This is a genomic window from Salinivibrio sp. HTSP (genome assembly GCF_003390965.1).
GTDB classification, from domain to species: Bacteria; Pseudomonadota; Gammaproteobacteria; order Enterobacterales; family Vibrionaceae; genus Salinivibrio; species Salinivibrio kushneri.
This window is the reverse complement of sequence record NZ_PXUD01000060.1, coordinates 1-19,784: the sequence shown is the minus strand read 5'-3', so window position 1 is coordinate 19,784 and position 19,784 is coordinate 1. Positions and strand designations below refer to the sequence as shown.

At 52.0% G+C, this 19,784-nt stretch carries 18 protein-coding genes; 10 read left to right on the top strand and 8 right to left on the bottom strand.

All coding sequences use genetic code 11. From position 1 onward, the window contains the following. Positions 1-105: 105 nt before the first annotated feature. From C7A19_RS11430 to C7A19_RS11420, 3 genes are all read left to right on the top strand, one after another. Positions 106-1,302 carry an acetate kinase gene (locus C7A19_RS11430; RefSeq protein ID WP_069361050.1) on the top strand — a complete coding sequence of 399 codons (1,197 nt, stop codon included), beginning with the start codon at positions 106-108 and terminating at the stop codon, positions 1,300-1,302. A 105-nt stretch (positions 1,303-1,407) separates the two neighbouring features. Continuing rightward, positions 1,408-3,555 (top strand): phosphate acetyltransferase, encoded by a 2,148-nt coding sequence (gene pta / locus C7A19_RS11425; RefSeq protein ID WP_077600122.1) that lies wholly within the window; start codon positions 1,408-1,410, stop codon positions 3,553-3,555. 129 nt (positions 3,556-3,684) lie between these two features. Continuing rightward, on the top strand, positions 3,685-4,824 hold the full coding sequence (locus tag C7A19_RS11420; protein WP_116644927.1) for an amidohydrolase: 1,140 nt from the start codon (positions 3,685-3,687) through the stop codon (positions 4,822-4,824). A 7-nt stretch (positions 4,825-4,831) separates the two neighbouring features. Here C7A19_RS11420 and C7A19_RS11415 read toward each other — a convergent pair whose 3' ends face one another. Further along, complete coding sequence (locus C7A19_RS11415) at positions 4,832-5,470, bottom strand: LysE family translocator (protein WP_077456717.1); 639 nt, start codon at positions 5,468-5,470, stop codon at positions 4,832-4,834. Positions 5,471-5,717: 247 nt separating this feature from the next. On the opposite strand from C7A19_RS11415, the gene metN reads away from it, so the two are divergent. From metN to metQ, 3 genes are read left to right on the top strand one after another with little or no spacing between them, the layout of a single operon-like run. Then, entirely contained in the window at positions 5,718-6,752 is a 1,035-nt protein-coding gene (gene metN, locus C7A19_RS11410; RefSeq protein WP_077456719.1) for a methionine ABC transporter ATP-binding protein MetN, read from the top strand. After that, positions 6,742-7,428: a methionine ABC transporter permease gene (locus tag C7A19_RS11405; protein ID WP_069361055.1), complete on the top strand. Its 687-nt coding sequence runs from the start codon at positions 6,742-6,744 to the stop codon at positions 7,426-7,428. Before metN ends, C7A19_RS11405 begins: the two co-directional genes overlap by 11 nt. A gap of 46 nt (positions 7,429-7,474) precedes the next feature. Continuing rightward, positions 7,475-8,290 carry a methionine ABC transporter substrate-binding lipoprotein MetQ gene (gene metQ, locus C7A19_RS11400; RefSeq protein ID WP_077650863.1) on the top strand — a complete coding sequence of 272 codons (816 nt, stop codon included), beginning with the start codon at positions 7,475-7,477 and terminating at the stop codon, positions 8,288-8,290. Between the two features lie 124 nt (positions 8,291-8,414). Here metQ and C7A19_RS11395 read toward each other — a convergent pair whose 3' ends face one another. Together C7A19_RS11395 and C7A19_RS11390 are read right to left on the bottom strand one after the other, a co-directional pair. Continuing rightward, positions 8,415-9,431, bottom strand: a complete 1,017-nt coding sequence (locus tag C7A19_RS11395) for a CNNM domain-containing protein (protein ID WP_116644926.1) — start codon at positions 9,429-9,431, stop codon at positions 8,415-8,417. Beyond that, positions 9,428-10,801: a hemolysin family protein gene (locus C7A19_RS11390; protein WP_116644925.1), complete on the bottom strand. Its 1,374-nt coding sequence runs from the start codon at positions 10,799-10,801 to the stop codon at positions 9,428-9,430. Before C7A19_RS11390 ends, C7A19_RS11395 begins: the two co-directional genes overlap by 4 nt. 295 nt (positions 10,802-11,096) lie before the next feature. Here C7A19_RS11390 and C7A19_RS11385 point away from each other — a divergent pair, with 295 nt between their 5' ends. Next, positions 11,097-12,044, top strand: a complete 948-nt coding sequence (locus C7A19_RS11385) for a GlxA family transcriptional regulator (RefSeq protein WP_198535256.1) — start codon at positions 11,097-11,099, stop codon at positions 12,042-12,044. Positions 12,045-12,168: 124 nt separating this feature from the next. On the opposite strand, the gene C7A19_RS11380 is transcribed toward C7A19_RS11385, so the two are convergent. From C7A19_RS11380 to C7A19_RS11360, 5 genes are all read right to left on the bottom strand, one after another. Beyond that, complete coding sequence (locus tag C7A19_RS11380; protein WP_235614296.1) at positions 12,169-13,923, bottom strand: BCCT family transporter; 1,755 nt, start codon at positions 13,921-13,923, stop codon at positions 12,169-12,171. A gap of 29 nt (positions 13,924-13,952) precedes the next feature. Further along, positions 13,953-14,414: a thioesterase family protein gene (locus C7A19_RS11375; protein ID WP_077649095.1), complete on the bottom strand. Its 462-nt coding sequence runs from the start codon at positions 14,412-14,414 to the stop codon at positions 13,953-13,955. Next, entirely contained in the window at positions 14,414-15,370 is a 957-nt protein-coding gene (locus C7A19_RS11370) for an L-carnitine dehydrogenase (RefSeq protein ID WP_077658829.1), read from the bottom strand. Before C7A19_RS11370 ends, C7A19_RS11375 begins: the two co-directional genes overlap by 1 nt. After that, the gene (locus tag C7A19_RS11365; protein WP_077658828.1) at positions 15,367-16,278 is read right to left on the bottom strand and encodes a 3-keto-5-aminohexanoate cleavage protein; all 912 of its coding nucleotides are present in this window, start codon (positions 16,276-16,278) and stop codon (positions 15,367-15,369) included. Before C7A19_RS11365 ends, C7A19_RS11370 begins: the two co-directional genes overlap by 4 nt. A gap of 384 nt (positions 16,279-16,662) precedes the next feature. Then, positions 16,663-16,974: a helix-turn-helix domain-containing protein gene (locus C7A19_RS11360; RefSeq protein ID WP_116644924.1), complete on the bottom strand. Its 312-nt coding sequence runs from the start codon at positions 16,972-16,974 to the stop codon at positions 16,663-16,665. A gap of 346 nt (positions 16,975-17,320) precedes the next feature. Here C7A19_RS11360 and C7A19_RS11355 point away from each other — a divergent pair, with 346 nt between their 5' ends. From C7A19_RS11355 to C7A19_RS11345, 3 genes are all read left to right on the top strand, one after another. Further along, positions 17,321-18,862 carry an MFS transporter gene (locus C7A19_RS11355; protein WP_116644923.1) on the top strand — a complete coding sequence of 514 codons (1,542 nt, stop codon included), beginning with the start codon at positions 17,321-17,323 and terminating at the stop codon, positions 18,860-18,862. Between the two features lie 152 nt (positions 18,863-19,014). Then, complete coding sequence (locus C7A19_RS11350) at positions 19,015-19,413, top strand: hypothetical protein (protein ID WP_116644922.1); 399 nt, start codon at positions 19,015-19,017, stop codon at positions 19,411-19,413. 59 nt (positions 19,414-19,472) lie between these two features. Continuing rightward, positions 19,473-19,715: an addiction module antidote protein gene (locus tag C7A19_RS11345; protein WP_235614295.1), complete on the top strand. Its 243-nt coding sequence runs from the start codon at positions 19,473-19,475 to the stop codon at positions 19,713-19,715. The last annotated feature ends 69 nt before the right edge of the window (positions 19,716-19,784 follow it).

Here is a 19,784-nt window from a genome sequence, read left to right as displayed (position 1 = left end):
CGACAACGCATGAGATAATTCTTTTTTTAAAAAGGTAGTGTCTCTGTTTGTCCACTATCCTTTTTGTTCAATACACTCTGTCTTACGAAACATAGGTAGTCATACATGTCCAAGCTGGTTCTCGTACTCAATTGCGGAAGCTCCTCTTTGAAGTTCGCCATTGTCGACGCTCAATCAGGCGATGAGCATCTTACCGGTCTAGCCGAATGCCTTCACCTCCCAGAAGCCCGCATTAAGTGGAAAATGGACGGTAAGCATGAAGCCCAACTCGGCGAAGGTGCCGCACACAATGAAGCACTGAACTTCATTGTTGATACCATTCTTGCCTCTAAGCCTGAGCTTGCCGAGAACCTAGGTGCCATCGGCCACCGCGTTGTTCACGGTGGAGAGCACTTTACTCAGTCAGCATTAATTACGGACGATGTACTGAAAGGGATCCACGATGCAGCCAGCTTTGCACCGCTGCACAACCCAGCCCATATCGTAGGTATCGAAGCGGCGAAAAAAGCCTTCCCAGCGCTGAAAAACGTGGCGGTATTCGATACGGCATACCATCAAACCATGCCAGAAGAAGCCTACTTGTATGCGCTGCCTTATAACCTTTATAAAGAGCACGGCATCCGTCGCTATGGCATGCATGGTACCTCGCACTACTTTATCGCTAACGCCGCCGCTGAGCAGCTTGGCAAGCCTGTTGATGAAGTGAACATCATTAACTGCCACCTCGGTAACGGCGCGTCAGTATGTGCGATTAAAAACGGCAAATCCGTCGACACCTCAATGGGCATGACTCCATTGGAAGGTCTGGTCATGGGCACCCGCTCTGGTGACCTAGATCCTGCGATTATCTTCCATCTGCACGATGCACTGGGTTACAGCGTTGAGCAAATCAACACCATGCTGACCAAAGAGTCTGGCCTGCAAGGCTTGACCGAAGTGACCTCTGACTGCCGCTTTGTCGAAGACAACTACGGCGAGAAAGAAGAAGCCACTCGCGCAATGAATGTATTCTGTCACCGTCTTGCCAAATACGTAGCCAGCTACACCGCGACCCTAGACGGCCGTCTTGATGCGATTGTCTTCACTGGCGGTATCGGTGAGAACTCAGGTCCAATCCGTGAACTGGTACTTGAGCGCTTGTCGCTACTGGGTGTTGATGTCGACAAAGCGCGCAACCTGAAAGCCCGCTTTGGTGGCGAAGGCGTGATCACCACAGACGAAAGCCGTGTACCTGCGATGGTGATTTCAACCAACGAAGAGTTGGTCATTGCGCAAGACACTGCGCGCCTAACTGGCCTGTAAGACCATTCCCAACGGCTGATTCCACTCAGCCGTTTTTATATTTGTGCCGGCCTGTCCGGCACGCCAATCAGATAGTAAGAGGAAGTCAACGTGTCCCGTACTATTATGCTAATCCCAATCGGCTCCGGCGTCGGCCTGACCAGTGTCAGCCTCGGCGTCATGCGAGCGATGGAGCGTAAAGGCGTTCGCGTCTCATTTTTTAAACCCATTGCCCAGCCACATCACGGTAGCGACACCGATGTAACAGACCTGACGACGGAAATCATTCACGCCAACAGTGATATGAAAGTCGCCGAGTCAATGTCGATGAACCAGGCCGAAAATCTGCTGCGCTCTGATCAAGAAGACGTGTTGCTTGAAGAAGTACTTGCACGCTTCACACACGCCACCCAAAACACCGAAGTGGCATTGGTTGAAGGCTTAGTTACCACGCGTAACCATCCGTTTGCCAACCAAATCAATTACGAGATTGCCAAGACGCTGGATGCAGAAATTGTCTTTGTGACCACACCAGGTACCGACAACCCAGCCCAGCTAAAAGAGCGTATCGAGTTTGCTTGCACCAACTTTGGCGGCAGCAAAAACGGCAATATCTCTGGCGTGATCATCAACAAGCTCAATGCGCCTGTGGATGATGCTGGTCGCACGCGCCCTGACCTGTCAGAAATCTTTGACGAAGCGGACGGCGCACGTCCAACCAACGTTGAAGTGATGCAGATTTTCAACTCCAGCCCAATCCGTGTACTGGGTTGTGTGCCATGGAAAATCGACCTGATCGCCACTCGTGCTAGCGATATGGCCAAGCACTTGAACGCCACCATTATCAACGAAGGCGAAATTCACTCACGTCGCATCAAGAGCATTACCTTCTGTGCGCGTTCAATCCCTAATATGGTTGAACACTTCCGCCCAGGCTCCTTGCTCGTGACTTCGGCTGACCGCCCTGACGTGATCGTCGCCGCGTGTCTAGCTGCGATGAACGGCGTAGAAATCGGTGCCTTGTTGCTGACAGGTGGTTATGCCATCCCTGACCAGCTCAAAGCACTGTGTGATCGTGCCTTTGAAACGGGCCTACCGGTGTTCACCACCGCAGGGAACACCTGGCAAACCTCGCTCAACCTGCAAAGCTTCAGCCTCGAAGTCCCGGCTGACGACAAAGAGCGTGTTGAGTTTGTGAACGACCATGTAGCCAGCCACATTGATGGTAACTGGATTGAGTCACTAAGCTCTGGCTCTAACCGCGAGCGTCGCCTTAGCCCACCGGCCTTCCGTTATCAGCTCACCGAGTTTGCGCGTAAAGCCGCCAAGCGCATTGTGCTGCCGGAAGGTGACGAGCCACGCACCATCAAGGCCGCCGCTATCTGTGCCGAGCGTAAAATTGCTGAGTGTGTGCTTTTAGGTAACCCAGAAGAAATTAAACGTGTTGCCGATCAGCAAGGCGTCACCCTGGGCGCAGGCGTTGAAATCATTGACCCAGTAAAAGCGCGTGACAAATATGTGGCCCGCTTGGTTGAGCTGCGTAAGAGCAAAGGCATCACCGAAGTGATTGCGCAAGAGCATCTGGAAGACACAGTCGTACTGGGTACCATGATGCTAGAAGCCAACGAAGTCGACGGTCTGGTTTCCGGTGCCGTGCACACGACGGCTAACACCATTCGCCCACCGCTGCAGATCATCAAGACAGCGCCGAACGCCTCTTTGGTGTCGTCGGTCTTCTTCATGCTGCTGCCTGAGCAAGTGCTGGTTTACGGTGACTGTGCGATTAACCCGGATCCAAACGCAGAACAACTGGCTGAAATCGCAATTCAATCAGCCGATTCTGCCGCCGCATTCGGTATTGAGCCGCGCGTGGCAATGATCTCTTACTCGACCGGTAGCTCAGGCAAAGGGGCTGACGTGGATAAAGTTCGCGAAGCCACCCGTCTTGCCAAAGAGAAGCGCCCTGATCTAGTGATTGACGGCCCACTGCAGTACGACGCGGCCATCATGGAAAATGTGGCTAAGTCGAAAGCACCGGATTCACCGGTTGCCGGTAAAGCGACCGTGTTCGTCTTCCCAGACTTGAACACAGGTAACACCACCTACAAAGCAGTACAACGTTCTGCTGAGCTGGTGTCTATCGGTCCAATGCTGCAAGGCATGCGCAAGCCGGTGAACGACCTGTCTCGTGGCGCACTGGTAGACGACATTGTATACACAGTGGCACTGACCGCTATCCAAGCGAAACAAGCGGAAGACAACGGCCAAGTGTAATTTGCACCACGCCCTGTCGAGATAAAACAAAAGCCAGCACCCGTTGCTGGCTTTTTTGCGTTTGCGTTCACAACGTGACATGCAAACGCGATCTAGCATGGCGTATCCATTCTGGTTTTGGAGTCGAAGATGGCTAACGAATTCGATCCCGTCACACTACGGCATACCCTGCACCAAACCCCTGAGCTGTCTAACTACGAAGCCCTCACCGCCCGCACTATCGCTGCCCAGTTGCGGCAATTTGGCTTTCACCCTGCCACTGATGTCGGCGGTCACGGGATCCTGGTCACCATTCAAGGCGCGGCACCAGGGCCCACCACCTTACTACGTGCCGATTTCGATGCGCTGCCGATTGAAGAGCGTGGATCACTGGCTTATTGCTCCCAGCACTCAGGCGTGATGCATGCCTGTGGCCACGATGGTCATACCGCGGCGTTGCTGGCCGTCGCCGCCGAGCTTCGCCACACGCCACCCGCTCGTGGCACTGTACTGCTCGCCTTTCAGCCTGCCGAAGAAACCGGCGAAGGCGCAGCGCGTATGTGCGAGTCCCCCGCACTTACCAACGCGCAGATTGATAACGTCTACGCCTTTCACAATCTCCCCGGCTTTAGTCAGCATCAAATCGTGGTACGCCCCGGTACCTTTGCCTGTGCCTCGACCGGAGTCGCTATTGAGCTGTACGGAAAAACTTCTCATGCCGCCTACCCAGAGCGTGGGATCAGCCCTGCCAGTGCGATGACAGGCGTGATGCATACCCTGACACAACTGCCCGACGCCTACCCTGACGCCAACAGCCTCGTCACCTTGACTCACGCCCAGTTAGGAGAGCCTGCCTACGGCGTCGCCCCCGGCCAGGCGACCGTGATGGCCACGTTGCGCAGTGATGACAACGCCTGCTTTCACGCCATGAAGGCCGACTTAATCGACAAAGTGAACACGCTGGCGGCTCGGGCAGGATTAACGGTCAGTGTTAGCTGGCATGAGCCCTTTATCGCGGCCGAGAACAGCACGCACCATACGCAGCATGTGGTCAATGCCGCGCAGTCGTTAGGGTTAGCCGTTCACAGGCTCACCGAGCCCATGCGTTGGTCGGAGGATGTGGCCGAATTTCTTGCTCGCTGGCCAGGGGCGTTGTTTGGCATTGGCAGTGGTGAGCATCATCCACAGCTGCACAACCCTGATTATGATTTTCCAGATGCGATTCTCCCCACCGCCAAAGCGCTCTTTACCGCGTTGGTCGCTGAGCATCACGGCTGCATCACAGGCTAATCACGCCCTACCCCAGCGCCAGCCAAACGCCAACACCCACCATCAAGGTGCCGGCGACACGGTTGAGTAATTGCACGTTGCCTCTTTGCTGCAGAAATTGGCGCAACGTGCGACCGCCACTGGCATACAGCATCAAACAGCTAAACTCGGTCAGCAGAATAATCAACACCAGCACACTTAACTGGCTAGGCAGCGCTAATTTAGGATTAATAAACGGGGGCAACAGTGAGATCATAAACGCCCAGCCTTTCGGGTTAGCAATCGCGGTGACAAACCCTTGGGCCGCCAAGGACCACGCAGACGCTTCACTGGGGCTAGCGTCATCCTCCTCAGGAATGGCCATTTTCCCGCGAGATCGCCACATTTGCACCCCGATAAACGCCAGATAGGCACCACCGACGTATTTGAAAACCTGAAAGATAGACGGATAATTAAGCATCATCGCCGCCACTCCAATCACCGAGGCAATCGCCACCAGCCCCACGCCAATTAACTCGCCCCACATCATATGCAGGCTACGCTTAACCCCGATGGTCATTCCCAGCGTCATCGAGAGGGTCATACACATCCCAGGCGTCACCGAGACGAGGAAAAAGGTCGGGATAAACAAGGAAAGCATGGTGGTATCAATCAAAGCAGTTGGCATAAAGCGTAATCAGAACAAAGCACTACAGGGGCCTCTAGTAAACGCCCTTTATCGTTTGAGATCAAGCTGACTGTTGAGTTTATAACCAAGCGATTGGACTTATTGCCATTTAGACGTCCAGAAGTAAAAATATCCATTGACTTAATTTTGACTAACTCATAGCATCAATAACCAGAGCGACAGCAAGAATGTGGCACAAGCCGCTGAGTGAGTCTGCTGTGATCAAATTATTCGCCAAGGACATGTGATGATTGAGATAACCAACCTCAACAAGGTATTCGAACTCGGGGAGCGCCGAATTCATGCCCTTAATGACATCAACTTATTTATTCCCAAGGGGAAAGTATTTGGTGTGATCGGTGCCTCCGGTGCTGGGAAAAGTACCCTGATCCGGATGGTTAACCTGCTCGAGCGCCCAACCAGCGGCTCAGTCAAAGTGGGGGGGACGAACCTCACCGCGCTACCCAACCGCCAGTTGACCCAAGCGCGCCGTAAAATCGGGATGATTTTCCAACACTTTAATCTGCTTTCGTCACGCACCGTTTTCGACAATATCGCCCTACCGCTTGAGCTAAGTGGCTCGAGCCGCGATGAGATAGAAACCCGCGTAAGCGAACTGCTCGATCTGGTCGGCTTGGCCGATAAGCGTGATGTGTATCCTGCCAGCCTCAGTGGCGGACAAAAACAGCGTGTCGCCATTGCCCGCGCACTGGCGCCAAGCCCCAACGTTCTGCTTTGTGATGAAGCCACCAGCGCACTGGATCCGGCCACCACCCAATCGATTTTGTCGTTGCTGCAAACCATCAACCAAAAGCTCAACCTCACCATTTTGCTGATCACCCACGAAATGGACGTGGTCAAGCGTATCTGTGACGACGTCGCCATCATTGGCGATGGGGAGCTGGTTGAATCCGGCCCGGTGGGCGAGATTTTTGCGCACCCCAAATCCGACTTGGCCAAACAATTTATTCGCTCAACCCTCGACTTGTCAGTGCCGCATGATTTTGCCCAGCGCTTACAACAAGAATACTTCGAAGGCAGCTACCCGTTAGTGCGCCTTGAGTTTACCGGTGCGACGGTCGATGACCCATTAATCAGCCAGATCTCGCGCCTATTTGATATCGACATCAGCATTTTAAGCTCAGATATCGACTATGCCGGTGGCGTGAAATTCGGCCTACTCCTCGCGGAGATCATGGGCCCCAAAGAGGCGGTTGAAAACGCCATTACTTACCTCAACAAGCACCATGTCAACACGGAGGTACTTGGCTATGTTGATTGATCAACTCACCCAATGGGTTAATGAAAACAGCGCCCTTATCAACTTGCTCCTCGAGGCTACCGGCCAAACCCTGTATATGGTGTTTGCCTCCGGCATCATGGGGTTTGTGATTGGCATCCCACTAGGCGTGTTACTGCATGTGACCAAACCCGGTGGTTTGCTGGGTCAACCACAAGTTAACCAGGTGCTTGGCGCAGTCGTGAACATTGGCCGCTCCATCCCCTTTATTATCTTGCTGGTGGCGATTATTCCCTTTACCCGCATGGTGGTTGGCACCTCGATCGGTACCGCGGCGGCGATTGTGCCACTGACCGTCGGCGCGATTCCATTTATTGCCCGCTTGGTTGAGGGGGCGTTACTGGAACTACCAGCAGGGCTAGAAGAAGCGGCCAAAGCGATGGGCGCGAACCCGTTCCAGATTATTTATAAAGTGCTGATACCAGAGGCACTGCCAGGCATCATCAATGGCGCCACCATTACCTTGGTCACCTTGGTGAGCTACTCGGCCATGGCCGGTGCCGTCGGTGGCGGCGGCCTTGGGGATGTGGGCATCCGCTATGGCTATCAGCGCTTTGACACCACCGTCATGCTGATCACCGTTGTAATGCTGGTAGTCTTAGTGCAAGCGATTCAATCTTTTGGTGATTACTTGGTGCGACGCGCCGATCACCGCTAAATCAAACACAATAATGACGAATATGTTGCAAACAGGGAGACAGACAATGAAAACCACGATCAAAACACTACTTGCCACCCTTGGCCTTGCCTCTACCTTGGTGCTGACTGGCTGCGGCGAGAAAGAACAAGCCGCGACCGATACCAACAGCATCACCGTGGGCGTGATGGCCGGTGAAGAAGCACAAGTGGCTGAACACGCGGTGAAAGAAGCGAAAAAGCTCGGCCTTGATGTAGAGCTAATCACCTTTACCGATTACGTCTCGCCAAACGCGGCACTGGACGATGGTTCAGTCGACGTGAATGCTTTCCAACACAAACCTTACTTGGATGCACAAATCAAAGACCGTGGCTATGAGTTCGCGATTGCTGGCAACACCTTTGTGTATCCGATTGCGGCCTACTCTTACAAGCTAGATAGCGTCGAGGATCTACCAGAAGGCGGTAAAATTGCCGTGCCAAACAACCCATCGAACCTAGGCCGTTCACTGGTATTGCTTGAGCAACAAGGCATCATCAAGCTTAAAGAAGGCGCAGGCATCAACGCCACTAAGCTGGATATCGTTGAGAACCCGAAAAACGTAGAAATTATCGAGCTAGAAACCCCACAACTGCCTCGCTCATTGGAAGACGTAGACTTGGCTATCATCAACAACACCTTTGCCGCCGGCGTGGGCCTAACGCCAAGCAAAGACGGTATCTTTGTTGAAGACAAAGAATCACCCTACGTGAACCTGATTGTGGCGCGCAAAGACAACGTAGACGCTGAAAACGTGAAAACCTTTGTTAAAGCCTACCAAACTGACGCGGTTTATAACGCCGCAATGGAAGTCTTTGACGGCGCGGTGGTAAAAGGCTGGTAAGCTAGCGTCACAATATGTTCGCTCAGACGAACGCAGCGACGCTAACGAGTATCGATAGCTAAACAAAATGCCACAGTGACTGGTGAAGTGACTGTGGCGTTTTTTAACCTTGGCAAATAGCGGGTTAACTTGCTGCCGTGACCGGAAGCACGCGTTTTAAAATATCCGCCAGCGTCACCACGCCAATCATTTCCCCCTCTTTACTGACCACCGCAAGCTGAACGCTGGCTTCACGCATGCGCGCTAGCGCTTCGTAGATGGGGGTGTTGGCATCTAACACATACGCATTGCGAGCGACATCGCGTGCGAGTCGGTCTGCCGGTTCGAGTAGCGTATCCCGCACGTGCACCACCAACGGCTTAAGTCCCTCGTTGCCAGTCATTAAAATACGCAGATGCCCTGACGCCACGGCGACAGCACGCACCTCTGCCACCGTTGCATGTTTATCAACATGTGCCATCACCTGCCCCTGGGTGACCAAGGTTTCGATTGCAATCGAACTCAGATCGATCAACCCCGACAATTGCCGTTGAATCGCTGGTTGCAAGGTTCCCACTTGCCCAGAATGCTCAACCAATTGACGAATAGTCTGAATATCTTGTCCCCCGACCGCGGCGCTTTCTACAGGCTCAACCCCTGAGGCTTTCACCAAGCGATTGGCAATACGATTGATCCAGCGAAGTAACGGACGTAACGGCCACACATAAGCGCGCGAGACAACACCGATTGCCAAGGCTGACTTTTCTGGATGAGCAATCGACCAAGACTTCGGTGCCATCTCACCCACGACGAGGTGCAAAAATGTCACCACAAACAGCGCAAACCCGAAGGCCGCCGCATCAGCCGCCCAAGCGGGTAAGCCAACCGCGAGAAAGACAGGCCCTACCCAGACATCCACCGCTGGTTTGGTGACCGCCCCGAGAGCAAAGGTACAAAAAGTGATCCCTAATTGCGCCCCTGCCAGCATCAAGGTCAAATCATTCATGCCACGCAGCGCTGCCCGCGCCGACCCACTCTCTACCGCCATTTCTTCCAAACGATGTCGGCGCGCGCCCATCAAGGCAAACTCGATAATGACAAAAAAGCCACTTAACACAATCAAAGCCAGCGTGATCACACTGACCACTAACGGATCGGTCATTGATTATCCTCCACAATGGGCTGCTCAATAAGCGTGACCCGCACCGACGTGGGAATGTGCCGTTCAATGCTTAATACATCCACTTCAAGATGGCGCATAATTGGTTGACTCTCCGCCAGTTCGGATGGGTCAATCGGCAGCGCAATGGTCACCGTATCCCCTACGGCTGGCAATGCACCACACGCCGCAATCAACACGCCAGCAATGGTTTCGACATCACCCCGCGGCAGATCATAGCCAATCGCACGCTCCACCTCGTCGATGTGCACATCACCGTCCATCAACCAGACATTGTCGCTTTCAGGGACAACCGCCTCGGCATGATCACTATCATGCTCGTCGGTAATTTCCCCTACGATCTCCATGGCCAAGTCTTCAATAGTTAATACGCCAGCAAAGCCGCCATATTCATCAATCACACACGCCAGTTGATTGGTCGTGCGCACCAACTGATCTAGCGCATTTGGCAACGGCATTAATGTGGGGAGAACACTGGCAGGACGCATCACTGACGCCACGGTATCATTTGAATCCGCCTCTGTTTTCGCGAGGACATCTGACAGGTGAACTACGCCCACAGGCGCATCATTATCATCAAGCACAGGATAACGAGTATGGGCTTGCGCCATCAGCGACAACAATTCGGACAGCTTGGTTTCTGGCGACACCCAATCAACTTGCGAACGCGGCACCATCGCATGCTCAACATCGCGCGCAGGAAAATCCAGGATCCGATCCATCATCAGTGACAACTCCACCGGCAAATCCCCGCTCTCTCGCGAGTCGGCGATAATATGGTGTAAGTCGTCTTCTGAGGCACTCATATCAAGATCATGTACCGGTTGAATCCCCACCATCCGCAGCACCAGGTTGGCGGATTTATCAAAGAAACTGATGATCCAGCCAAACACCGACATATAAATCAGTGTCGAACGCGACATCATACGCGCCATGGGTTCAGCATTGGCAATGGCTAAGTTTTTCGGGTAAAGCTCACCCAAAATCATTTGCACAATCATCGCCACCGCAAGCGTCGCCATGGTACCAATCGCGATCCCCGCTTCCAGCGACAAGCCTAATTGTTGCAATAAAACGCCCATCGACTCGCCGACCAACGGCTCGGCAACAAAGCCCAACACCAAGCCGGTGACCGTGATACCAAGCTGCGCGCCAGACAGCATAAAGCTCGTCCGTTTTGTCACCGCCAGCGCCCGTTTTGCCGATGCATCGCCCGTCGCGGCCAAGGTCGCAAGCTTTGCGCGATCGACCGCCATATAGGCAAACTCTTGCGCCACAAAGTAGCCATTGGCGGCAATAATTAACAAGATAAAGAAAAGACCGAGCAGGAGGGTAATCATAGGTTCAATCATGACTGCATCCTTTGTTGGTGACAACGTACCAGTGAAGGGGAGTGACAATCGACGCGTGTTGGATCCACAAAATATGCCTTATGTAGAAAGAGGAATCGGAGTATATTCTGGTGATATCGATACAGTCTAGTTAATTTTTGTACACCTCACCGTCACGCGTTTGGCAGCCAAACGATTTAATACTTTTATCAATCAAATGCTCACCTTATCTTGACCCGGCTAGTGGCTGCCCCTCATCATTATTTCTACCATTCTTTGTTCGTTTGCGGTCATGCGTCTTGAATACACAGGCCCGATGCCAGAATGCATCGGCTTTCTTTTACTGCCCCGCTTCTCGATGATGGCCTTTTTCTCTGCCGTCGAGCCACTGCGTATTGCCAACCAGATCAGTGGCAAGCAGCTATTTGATTGGCAAATGATCAGTGAAGATGGCAAACCAGTGAAGGCGTCTAACGGTATGTCACTGCTGGCGGATAAAGCGATTGATGCCGTGCATGACCTGCCCTCGCTGGCCGTGTGTAGCGGCTTTGATCCTGAAGCCTATTTAAGTCGCCCCTTAATGCGCTGGCTGCACCGCCTTGATGCGGCGGGGTGCGCGCTGGGCGGGCTCGACACCGGCTGCTTTTTGCTGGCCGCTGCCGACTTGCTCAAGGGAGAGCGGGTCACCTTACATTGGGAAAGCCTGCCCTCGTTTCAAGAACGCTTTCCGGAGGTAAGCACCTCAGATGAGCTGTTTGAACTGGGACGGCGGCGTTTTTCATGCGCAGGGGGCGCAGCGGCGATGGACATGGCGCTGGATGTGATTGCGCGTCGCCACGGCACCCAGTTAGCGATCGACGTCTCTGAACAGCTAGTGCACGAGCGCATTCGTACCCGACGCGATCAACAGCGAATGACACTCGCCCGCCGTTTAGGCACCCATCGACGCCGCCTGGTCGACGCGGTGGATGTGATGGAACGCCATATAGAATCCCCCCTGTCTTTGGCCGAGGTGGCTCAGCGCAGTGGTATCTCGCTTCGCCATCTGCAACGGCTTTTTGATAGCGAGCTGAACCAGTCACCACGAAGCTGGTATTTGGGATTGCGGCTAGAGCGTGCCCATTACTTGCTAAAAGAAACCGATCTCGATGTGTTGTCCGTGGGGTTGGCGTGTGGCTTTAGCTCAAGCTCGAGTTTTTCCCGCGCGTTTCGCAGCCATTACGGCGTGTCACCGCGCCAGATGCGCAAAGCCCAAAGCCAGTAAAAGAAGAAAGGCAAGATAGATAAAAAAGCCGCTCACCCCGCCACCTTAATCGGCAACGGAATGAGCAGCTTGTCTCGCGTTTAGCGCGTCTTGGTGCGACGCCTTAAACCGCTATTTTTGGCGGCTAGCTTTTTTTAGCCGCCACTAACGAGCGGCGGGATTCACCAAATAGTGAGATTAACACCCCGGCGGTCATTACCAGGATCACCACGCTCAATGGCAAGGCGGCGGCGATCAATGCCGTCTGTAGCGCTTTAAGGCCTCCGGCCATCAGCAGCGTTGCCGCCACCAAGCCAATCACCACGCCCCAAATAACACGGAAACGTCGCGGTGGCTCTTCGTCACCCAGAGATAAGATGGTTGTCAGCACCAAGGTGCCCGAGTCCGACGAGGTCACAAACCAGCTCATCAGCAAGAACACCATCAGAGCCGAGAGTATCCAGCCGAACGTGCCGGTGCCAACAATGCCATCGGCCGCCGCAAATAAGGCCGCTGGCAGCTCCCAGGCATTAACCAAGTCGATAATGCCGGCACTGCCCACACCACCACTGGCATACAGCTCTTGATAGATAGCATTGCCGCCAAAAATCACCAACCAGACAAAGATCAACAAGGTGGGCACAAATAACACGCCCAACACGAACTCACGCAAGGTGCGCCCTTTGGAAATACGCGCAATAAACAACCCAACAAAGGGTGCCCAGGCAAGCCACCAGCCCCAATAGAAAATAGTCCAAGCCTGCTGCCAATCTACCGTACCCGGCTCATCAGCAAACCACAGCCCCATCGGGATAAAGTTAATCGCATAGTCGAGTAAGGTTTCACCAAACGCGCCGAACAGCCACAGTGTGGGGCCGCCAATTAAAAAGACGCCAACCACAAACACCGACACCCAAATATTCATCTGCGAGATAATACGGATCCCGCGGCGCACACCAGAGACCGCCGAGACAATCGAGATAAACGAAATCACCGCAATCAACACCAGTTGGGTCGATAAGCCAGAGGCGATACCCATCAAGCGCTCCAGCCCCACGGCCATTTGACTCACGCCAAGCCCGAGCGACGTCGCCACACCAAACACGCAACCTAGCACCCCAAGGATGTCAAACAGATGGCCCCAGGCGCCGAAAATACGATCGCCGATAAAAGGGTAAAGCGCCGAGCGCAGGGCCAAAGGGAGTTGCTTACGGTAGGCAAAATACGCCAGCGACATACCGACAATCACATAGATGGCCCAGCCATGCAGCCCCCAGTGGAACACGGTGACCCGCAGCGCATCGATCGCGCGCTCATAGCCAATGGCCGCCGCGCCCGCCATGTCGGCGTGGGGATTGTTGGGATAACCAAATCCACCGGTGTTATCGAGATAAAAGATGGGTTCGGCCACCCCAAAAAACAGGATGCCGATACCAATGCCGGCAGAAAACAACATCGAGAACCAAGAGAAGTTACTAAACTCTGGACGACTGTCGTCAGGGCCGAGCCGCACGTTGCCGTACTTGCTGAAAACGATAAAACCGCACACGGTCAATAACAGCATCACGGTGACCAGGTAGTAGCCACTAAAGGTACTTTCAATCCAGGTGCGCGTAGTGCCAAACAAGACACTGGCCGTCTCGGATTGAAAGCCGGTGAACAGCACAAACGCCAGTACCAATACGGCTGAACAAATGGTCATGCCGCGGTGCATGCCTTGGAAGAAGCCACCTTGCGCAAGCTCGGTGACCATATAATCGGTCGAGGTAGCAGCCTGCTGGCTGTCACCACGTTGGGGTGAGTTTGGGGGTGTTGAAGTAGCGATAATGATTCCTCCTTGAGCCGGAAGTCGGGCCGGCGATCCCGTAATCCGCCCAGGCTCTGCTGGGCGGGACCTCATGATGGCTCACCATCTTGGTGACGACGCGCTCACTGCCTACTGGGTAGGCCGATGCGACGCCCAGCAAGCTGGGGCCACTCATTGTCGGATGCGGTAGGCAGCCGCTCAATCAGGCTGGAGACAGCATCCGGAAACGGTGCGGGGCGACCGGTTTGCGTATCGATGCCCATCAGCATCTGCTCGCTGGTGGCCAGCACCTCACCTTGGCTATCACGCATTTGCATAAACACATGCAGACGCTTTTGATCACGCGCTAACACGGTCACGTCGACCACCAAGGTCTGGCCTTGATGCGCCTCACGTCGGTAACACAAATGGGTTTCTAGGGTATAAATGGTATAGCCATGCTGGGTGCGGCCTGCGTCATCCAAGCCAATGGTAGCCATTAGTGCATCGACACCCAGCGAGAACACGCGCGCATACTCGGCATCGTTCATGTGTCCGTTATAATCGACCCAGTCGGGGGCGACGTCTATCGTTAACAGTGCCATTAGATGCGCCCTTCCAAACCTTCAGCCTCGGGCCAATACTTCTGCGCCAAGTCTAAAAGCTCGACCAAAAACGCATCACGGCGACGGTCTAGCTCAGAAACAGGACGACCCGCGGCTTGGTGTTCACAGCCTTCGACCACTTTATCAATCAGATCATCGGTCAGCTCAGGCGCTTCCAGCTTGGTCCACGGCAGTTTTAGCGCCGGACCGAACTGCTCTAGCATATGGCGCATGCCCTGCTCACCACCGGCCAGATGGAAAGTTAAGAAGGTGCCCATCAGTGACCAGCGCAGGCCACAGCCATAAACCACTGCCGCATCAATCTCTTCAGTAGTGGCCACCCCGTCGTTAACCAGGTGCAAGGCTTCACGCCATAGCGCTTCCATCAAGCGGTCTGCAATATGCCCCTCGATTTCGCGCTTAACCACCAAGGGACGCATTGCCAGCGCTTGGTAAAGTGCATGGGCGCAGTCAATATGATCCGATTGAGTAGCCTCGCCGCCCACTAATTCAACCAGCGGCAACAAATACACCGGATTAAAAGGATGCGCTACCATCACCCGCCCTGGGTGGTTATGGCAATCCGTCTGCAGCTCGGTGGGTTTAAAGCCAGAGGTCGATGAGCCAATAATCGCGCTTGGCGCCGCAGCAGCATCAATTGCCGCCAAGGTCTCGCGCTTAATATCAATGCGCTCCGGCACGTTCTCTTGGATCAGGTCGGCCTCTTTCACCGCCTGCTCAAGGCTATCAACAAAGGTTAACCGAGCAGGATCCGCGCCTTCGGCAAGGCCCAGTTTTTCTAACGATGGCCAGGCATTGGTCACAAAGGCACGGGTGCGAGTGGGCGCTTGTGGGTCAGGGTCATAGGCAATCACGTCCCAGCCCTGCGCCAAGGCACGCGCAATCCAACCATTACCAATCACACCAGTGCCGATGACCGCTAACTGCTTGCTCATTGGTCACCTCCTTCAACCGGCTTACCCGTCTTAGGATCAACCAGTTTCAGCGCAGCGCGCGTTTGTGCGGGCGTCATAATACGACCGCCAAGGTTTTCAATGATGGTGCTCGCCTTTTCTACCAAGCCGCCGTTGGTCGCCATTACCCCTTTTTCTAAGTAGAGGTTATCTTCCAAGCCCACGCGGGCATGGCCACCCAGCAACATGGCTTGCGCCACCATCGGCATCTGATGGCGACCAATTCCAAACGCCGCCCAGTTGGCGTTTTCAGGCAGCTTATTGCGCATGGCCAACATGGTTTCGGTATCCGCTTCCGCGCCCCATGGAATCCCTAAGCAAAGCTGAAACAGCGGATCGCCCTCGAGCAAACCTTCTTTTTGTAGCTGGCGGGCAAACCAAACATGGCCTAAGTCAAAGCACTCCAGCTCGGCTTTCACGCCCGCGGCCTGCACCATTCGGGCTTGCTCACGTAGCCAGTCGGCGGTGTTAATGTACACCATGTCGCCAAAATTCAGGCTGCCGCAATCTAAGGTGCACAGCTCAGGCAATAGCTCGCCCACTGGCGCATGACGCTCGGCTGGGGTTTGCATATCGGTGCCCGGGCCACCACGGCTTGGATCTTGAGCGTCCGGCATCCAATCACCGCCGCCACCGCCGGTGATGTTCATAACAATATCGACGTCTGATTCGCGAACGCGCTCCATCACCTCACGGAAGTGATCAATATTGTGGCTAATGCCGCCCGTTTCAGGATCACGCACGTGAATATGAGCGACACTGGCACCAGCACGCGCCGCCTCAATACAGTTGTCAGCAATCTGTTTTGGCGTGACTGGCACATTGGGGTTTTTACCCGTTGTATCGCCCGCACCGGTAACGGCGCAGGTAAGAATGACGCTGCGATTCATGTTCGGCCTCTTGTCGCTTGATTAAACTGGCCACAGTGTGTCGGGAATACAGAGTCATAACTTGACACTAGGCGACATAAAAACAGCAAAAAGAGACATAGTGAGAAGAGGAGTTCGTTCAAGAAAACGACACGGTTTACAACGCAGCGATGAGAATATTTGACGGTGAAGTAGCGGTGGAGTGGTCATCCAGTAGGCTCAACACACTGAAATGACCAGGCCCGCACTGAATAGCGCAGGCTTTCTGGTGGTGTGAATGGTTTAGCTAAAGCTATCTCTGAGGGTACGATGACGTCTTCCTCGTATAGCTCACCAACTGTTATCTGTAGGTGAGTGGCAGTGTCCATATTATTAGCGATTGTTTACTAAAACATGCATGCACAGTCAGTAGCTGCTTTTTAGCATATTTAACAACCCCGGATAAGCCGCTTCTAACTCCTCCCTGCGAAGTTTAGCGAACGACCGGTTGCCACGATCAACATGAGTAATAAGGCCTGAATCTTTCAGAATTTTAAAATGATGTGACCGCGTTGCTTTCGTAACCGTGAGGCCAAAAGAGGTGCAATGCCTTTCTGCATCAACCTCATCATTGATTAAGTCAACAATGATTTTCAACCTAATGGGGTGTGCAAGCGCCTTCAAGATCTCCAGCAGCTCATCTCCGCTGTTCTGCGTTCCTGTTTCAACTTTTGCCATGACATTCCTACCTGCTCAAAAATACAAACACATTGACATGCTTTTCATACATATGTAAGGTTCGAAAATTATCGAACGTACGATGATACCCGAACAACTGTATGTTCTCATATGAATGCATTTTTTCAAACTTTGAAATGAATACGTAAAAGCGTTACGACATCTTTAGTAACGCACAGAGAGGTAAGAGGTATAGATGGACCTTAAAGGTTCAACAATTTGTTCGAAGTTAAATCAACTGCAGCGCAGCTCAGTGGAAGGCGGCTCTATATCATGGTCGGAGGGTATTATTTTAAGACGCCCAGACAACCTACCAATAATGACAAGTCTATAGGGTTTATAATCTATGACTACACTTAATAAAAATACAAATTTATTTATCTTATTTTCCGTACTATTAGCTGTATTTGTTGTACCAAGCTCTATTTCAGGTACCGCGATTGCACTGCCTTATATTAGTGCAGATATGCAATCTGACCTTGCAAGTCTTCAATGGGTGGTGAATGCTTTCAACCTGACGTTCGCTTGTTTTACACTGATTTGGGGGAAACTCTCTGATATTTTTGGTCGAAAGCGCTCTTTTATTGCTGGTGCATTGATTTATACATTAGCATCAGTTGGTTCTTTTTTGGCCAGCAATGCGCTGTGGCTCGATATCTTCCGAGCTTTAGCCGGTGTAGGAGGAGCCGCTATTTTCTCATGTGGTAGTGCCATTTTTGTACATGTATTCGAAGGAAATCAACGTACCAAAGCATTCGCATTATTTGGGACGACAGCAGGGTTAGGCATCACACTAGGTCCTACTATTTCAGGACTATTGTTAGAAATGTGGAGCTGGCAAGCAATTTTCGCTATGCATGCAGTCGCGCTTTTTTCTGTACTGCTGGTTAGTACTAAAGTACCTTCAGATGAAGCAGAGGATGCACGCCTTTCACAAGTAGATTTCTTGGGTTCACTACTTTTCATTTCAAGTATGTTCTTGCTGATGCTTGCTCTGTCAAAAGGTTATGACTGGGGATGGGAAAGCTCAGAAAGCCTGCTAACATTAGCCAGCGGTACTATCCTGTTCATTCTATTTCTTATCCGCGCTCAATTAGCCAAAAACCCTGTACTTAATTTAATTCTACTTAAAAACCGTAAATTTTTAGGGTTTATTTTAGTTCCGGTCGTCGCGAGTTTCACTTTCGTCACCTTGTTAACCTATTTCCCGACCTATCTGACAGGCCCTATGCAACTACCAGCCTCAAAAGCTGGACTAATGATGCTCTTTCTAACGTCACCGGTTTTAATATTCCCTCTGATTGCCGGGAAATTGGCATCAAGAGGAGTGAATTCTAAGCTTCTAATGTATATAAGTATTTTAAGCATGTTGATAGGAACGTCACTACTGTTATCATCCATTGATATTGCTCTTAACCTCACAGTTTTGTCTATCTCTTTATTATTAATCGGGATGGGGATGGGAATGTCCGCCGGGCTTGTAGATGGAGAAGCGCTAAGTTGTGTTGATTCAAATGAAATAGGTATGGCAGCAGGATTATTGAATACCTTTAGACTAGGAAGTGAAGCCATTGCAGTCGCCTTGTATGGGTCATTACTCAGTTCAACTTTGTCTGAGATTGTTCCAGTTAACTTACGTGCACTTGAATTACCAAACATCGGCGAATGGGTGAATAGCATTACATCCGGGAACTTTGTTTCGATGGTTGAAGCAACCTCTGGAGTCAATCAAGAGTTTCTATTAAAAGAAGTGATTCTCACCTATAACTATGCGTTTACAGCCACAAATGTTGTACTCGGATCAATCGCCTTACTGGTTAGTTTAATGGTATTCGGACTCTTGCGTAAAGAGCCGAAACGATCACCTGCTGAAGCATTAGATATATAGGTTCATCATGGATGAGCTATCGCTAAAACACTGATAAAACTTCGACCTGTAACGCCATTCGGTTAGAATCGAGTGGCGTTCCTATTCTTTCTCTACACTGGCAGTGTATTAATCGTGTATTCTATCGGCAATCAAGTTAATGAGGACGTATTGTGAAATCAGATAAGTACCTTTCAATCATCACTTTTTATGTGCTTATCTTAGCGCTATCAATTTCAAGTGGCTATCAGTATATTGGTGACTTCATTGAAAAGGGGGTAAACTCTGCGGGTACGTTCATTAGCTATTTTGTGTTAATTGCTTTGTTTTCTATTTACAAAGGGGGTTCGTTATTCACTCGAAAGCAATTGCTTTTTCTCGCCGTTTTCTCAGTATTGATCACCCTAGCGTCTTATTTATACCCGTATTTTAAATACTCAGAGCAAAACCCAAGCGACTTAATGTCAACATTTTCTTATGACTTCGTAATAAACGTGATAGTTTTTACTCTGCTTTTTAAAGAATCAAGGCGTGAACGTAGCCAAAGCATTTCCGAGCAGAAGATTATCTAGGCCCAAGCTACACTGTCATCAGCAACCCGATTGACTTATTCGCATGGAGACAGACCGTTATGACAACAACGCCCAAACCTCCATTACACGCTTTTGATCCAGCGGAGTTCTTGGACAATCAAGAAGCACTTCAAGCTTACTTAGACGAAGCGGTGCAAACGGGCGATCCTGCATTTATCGCCGATGCACTCGATGTGATCGCACGCGTCATGGGAATGGCAGATATCGCCAAGCAAACCGGTCTTTCACGAGAAACGCTCTACCGCACACTCAGCCAAAAAGGCAATCCCTCAAGACACTGATGGCGATTGTGGATGCGTTAGGGGTGTAAGCGGTTAATAAACCCCACATATCCATAAGACACGGGCTTT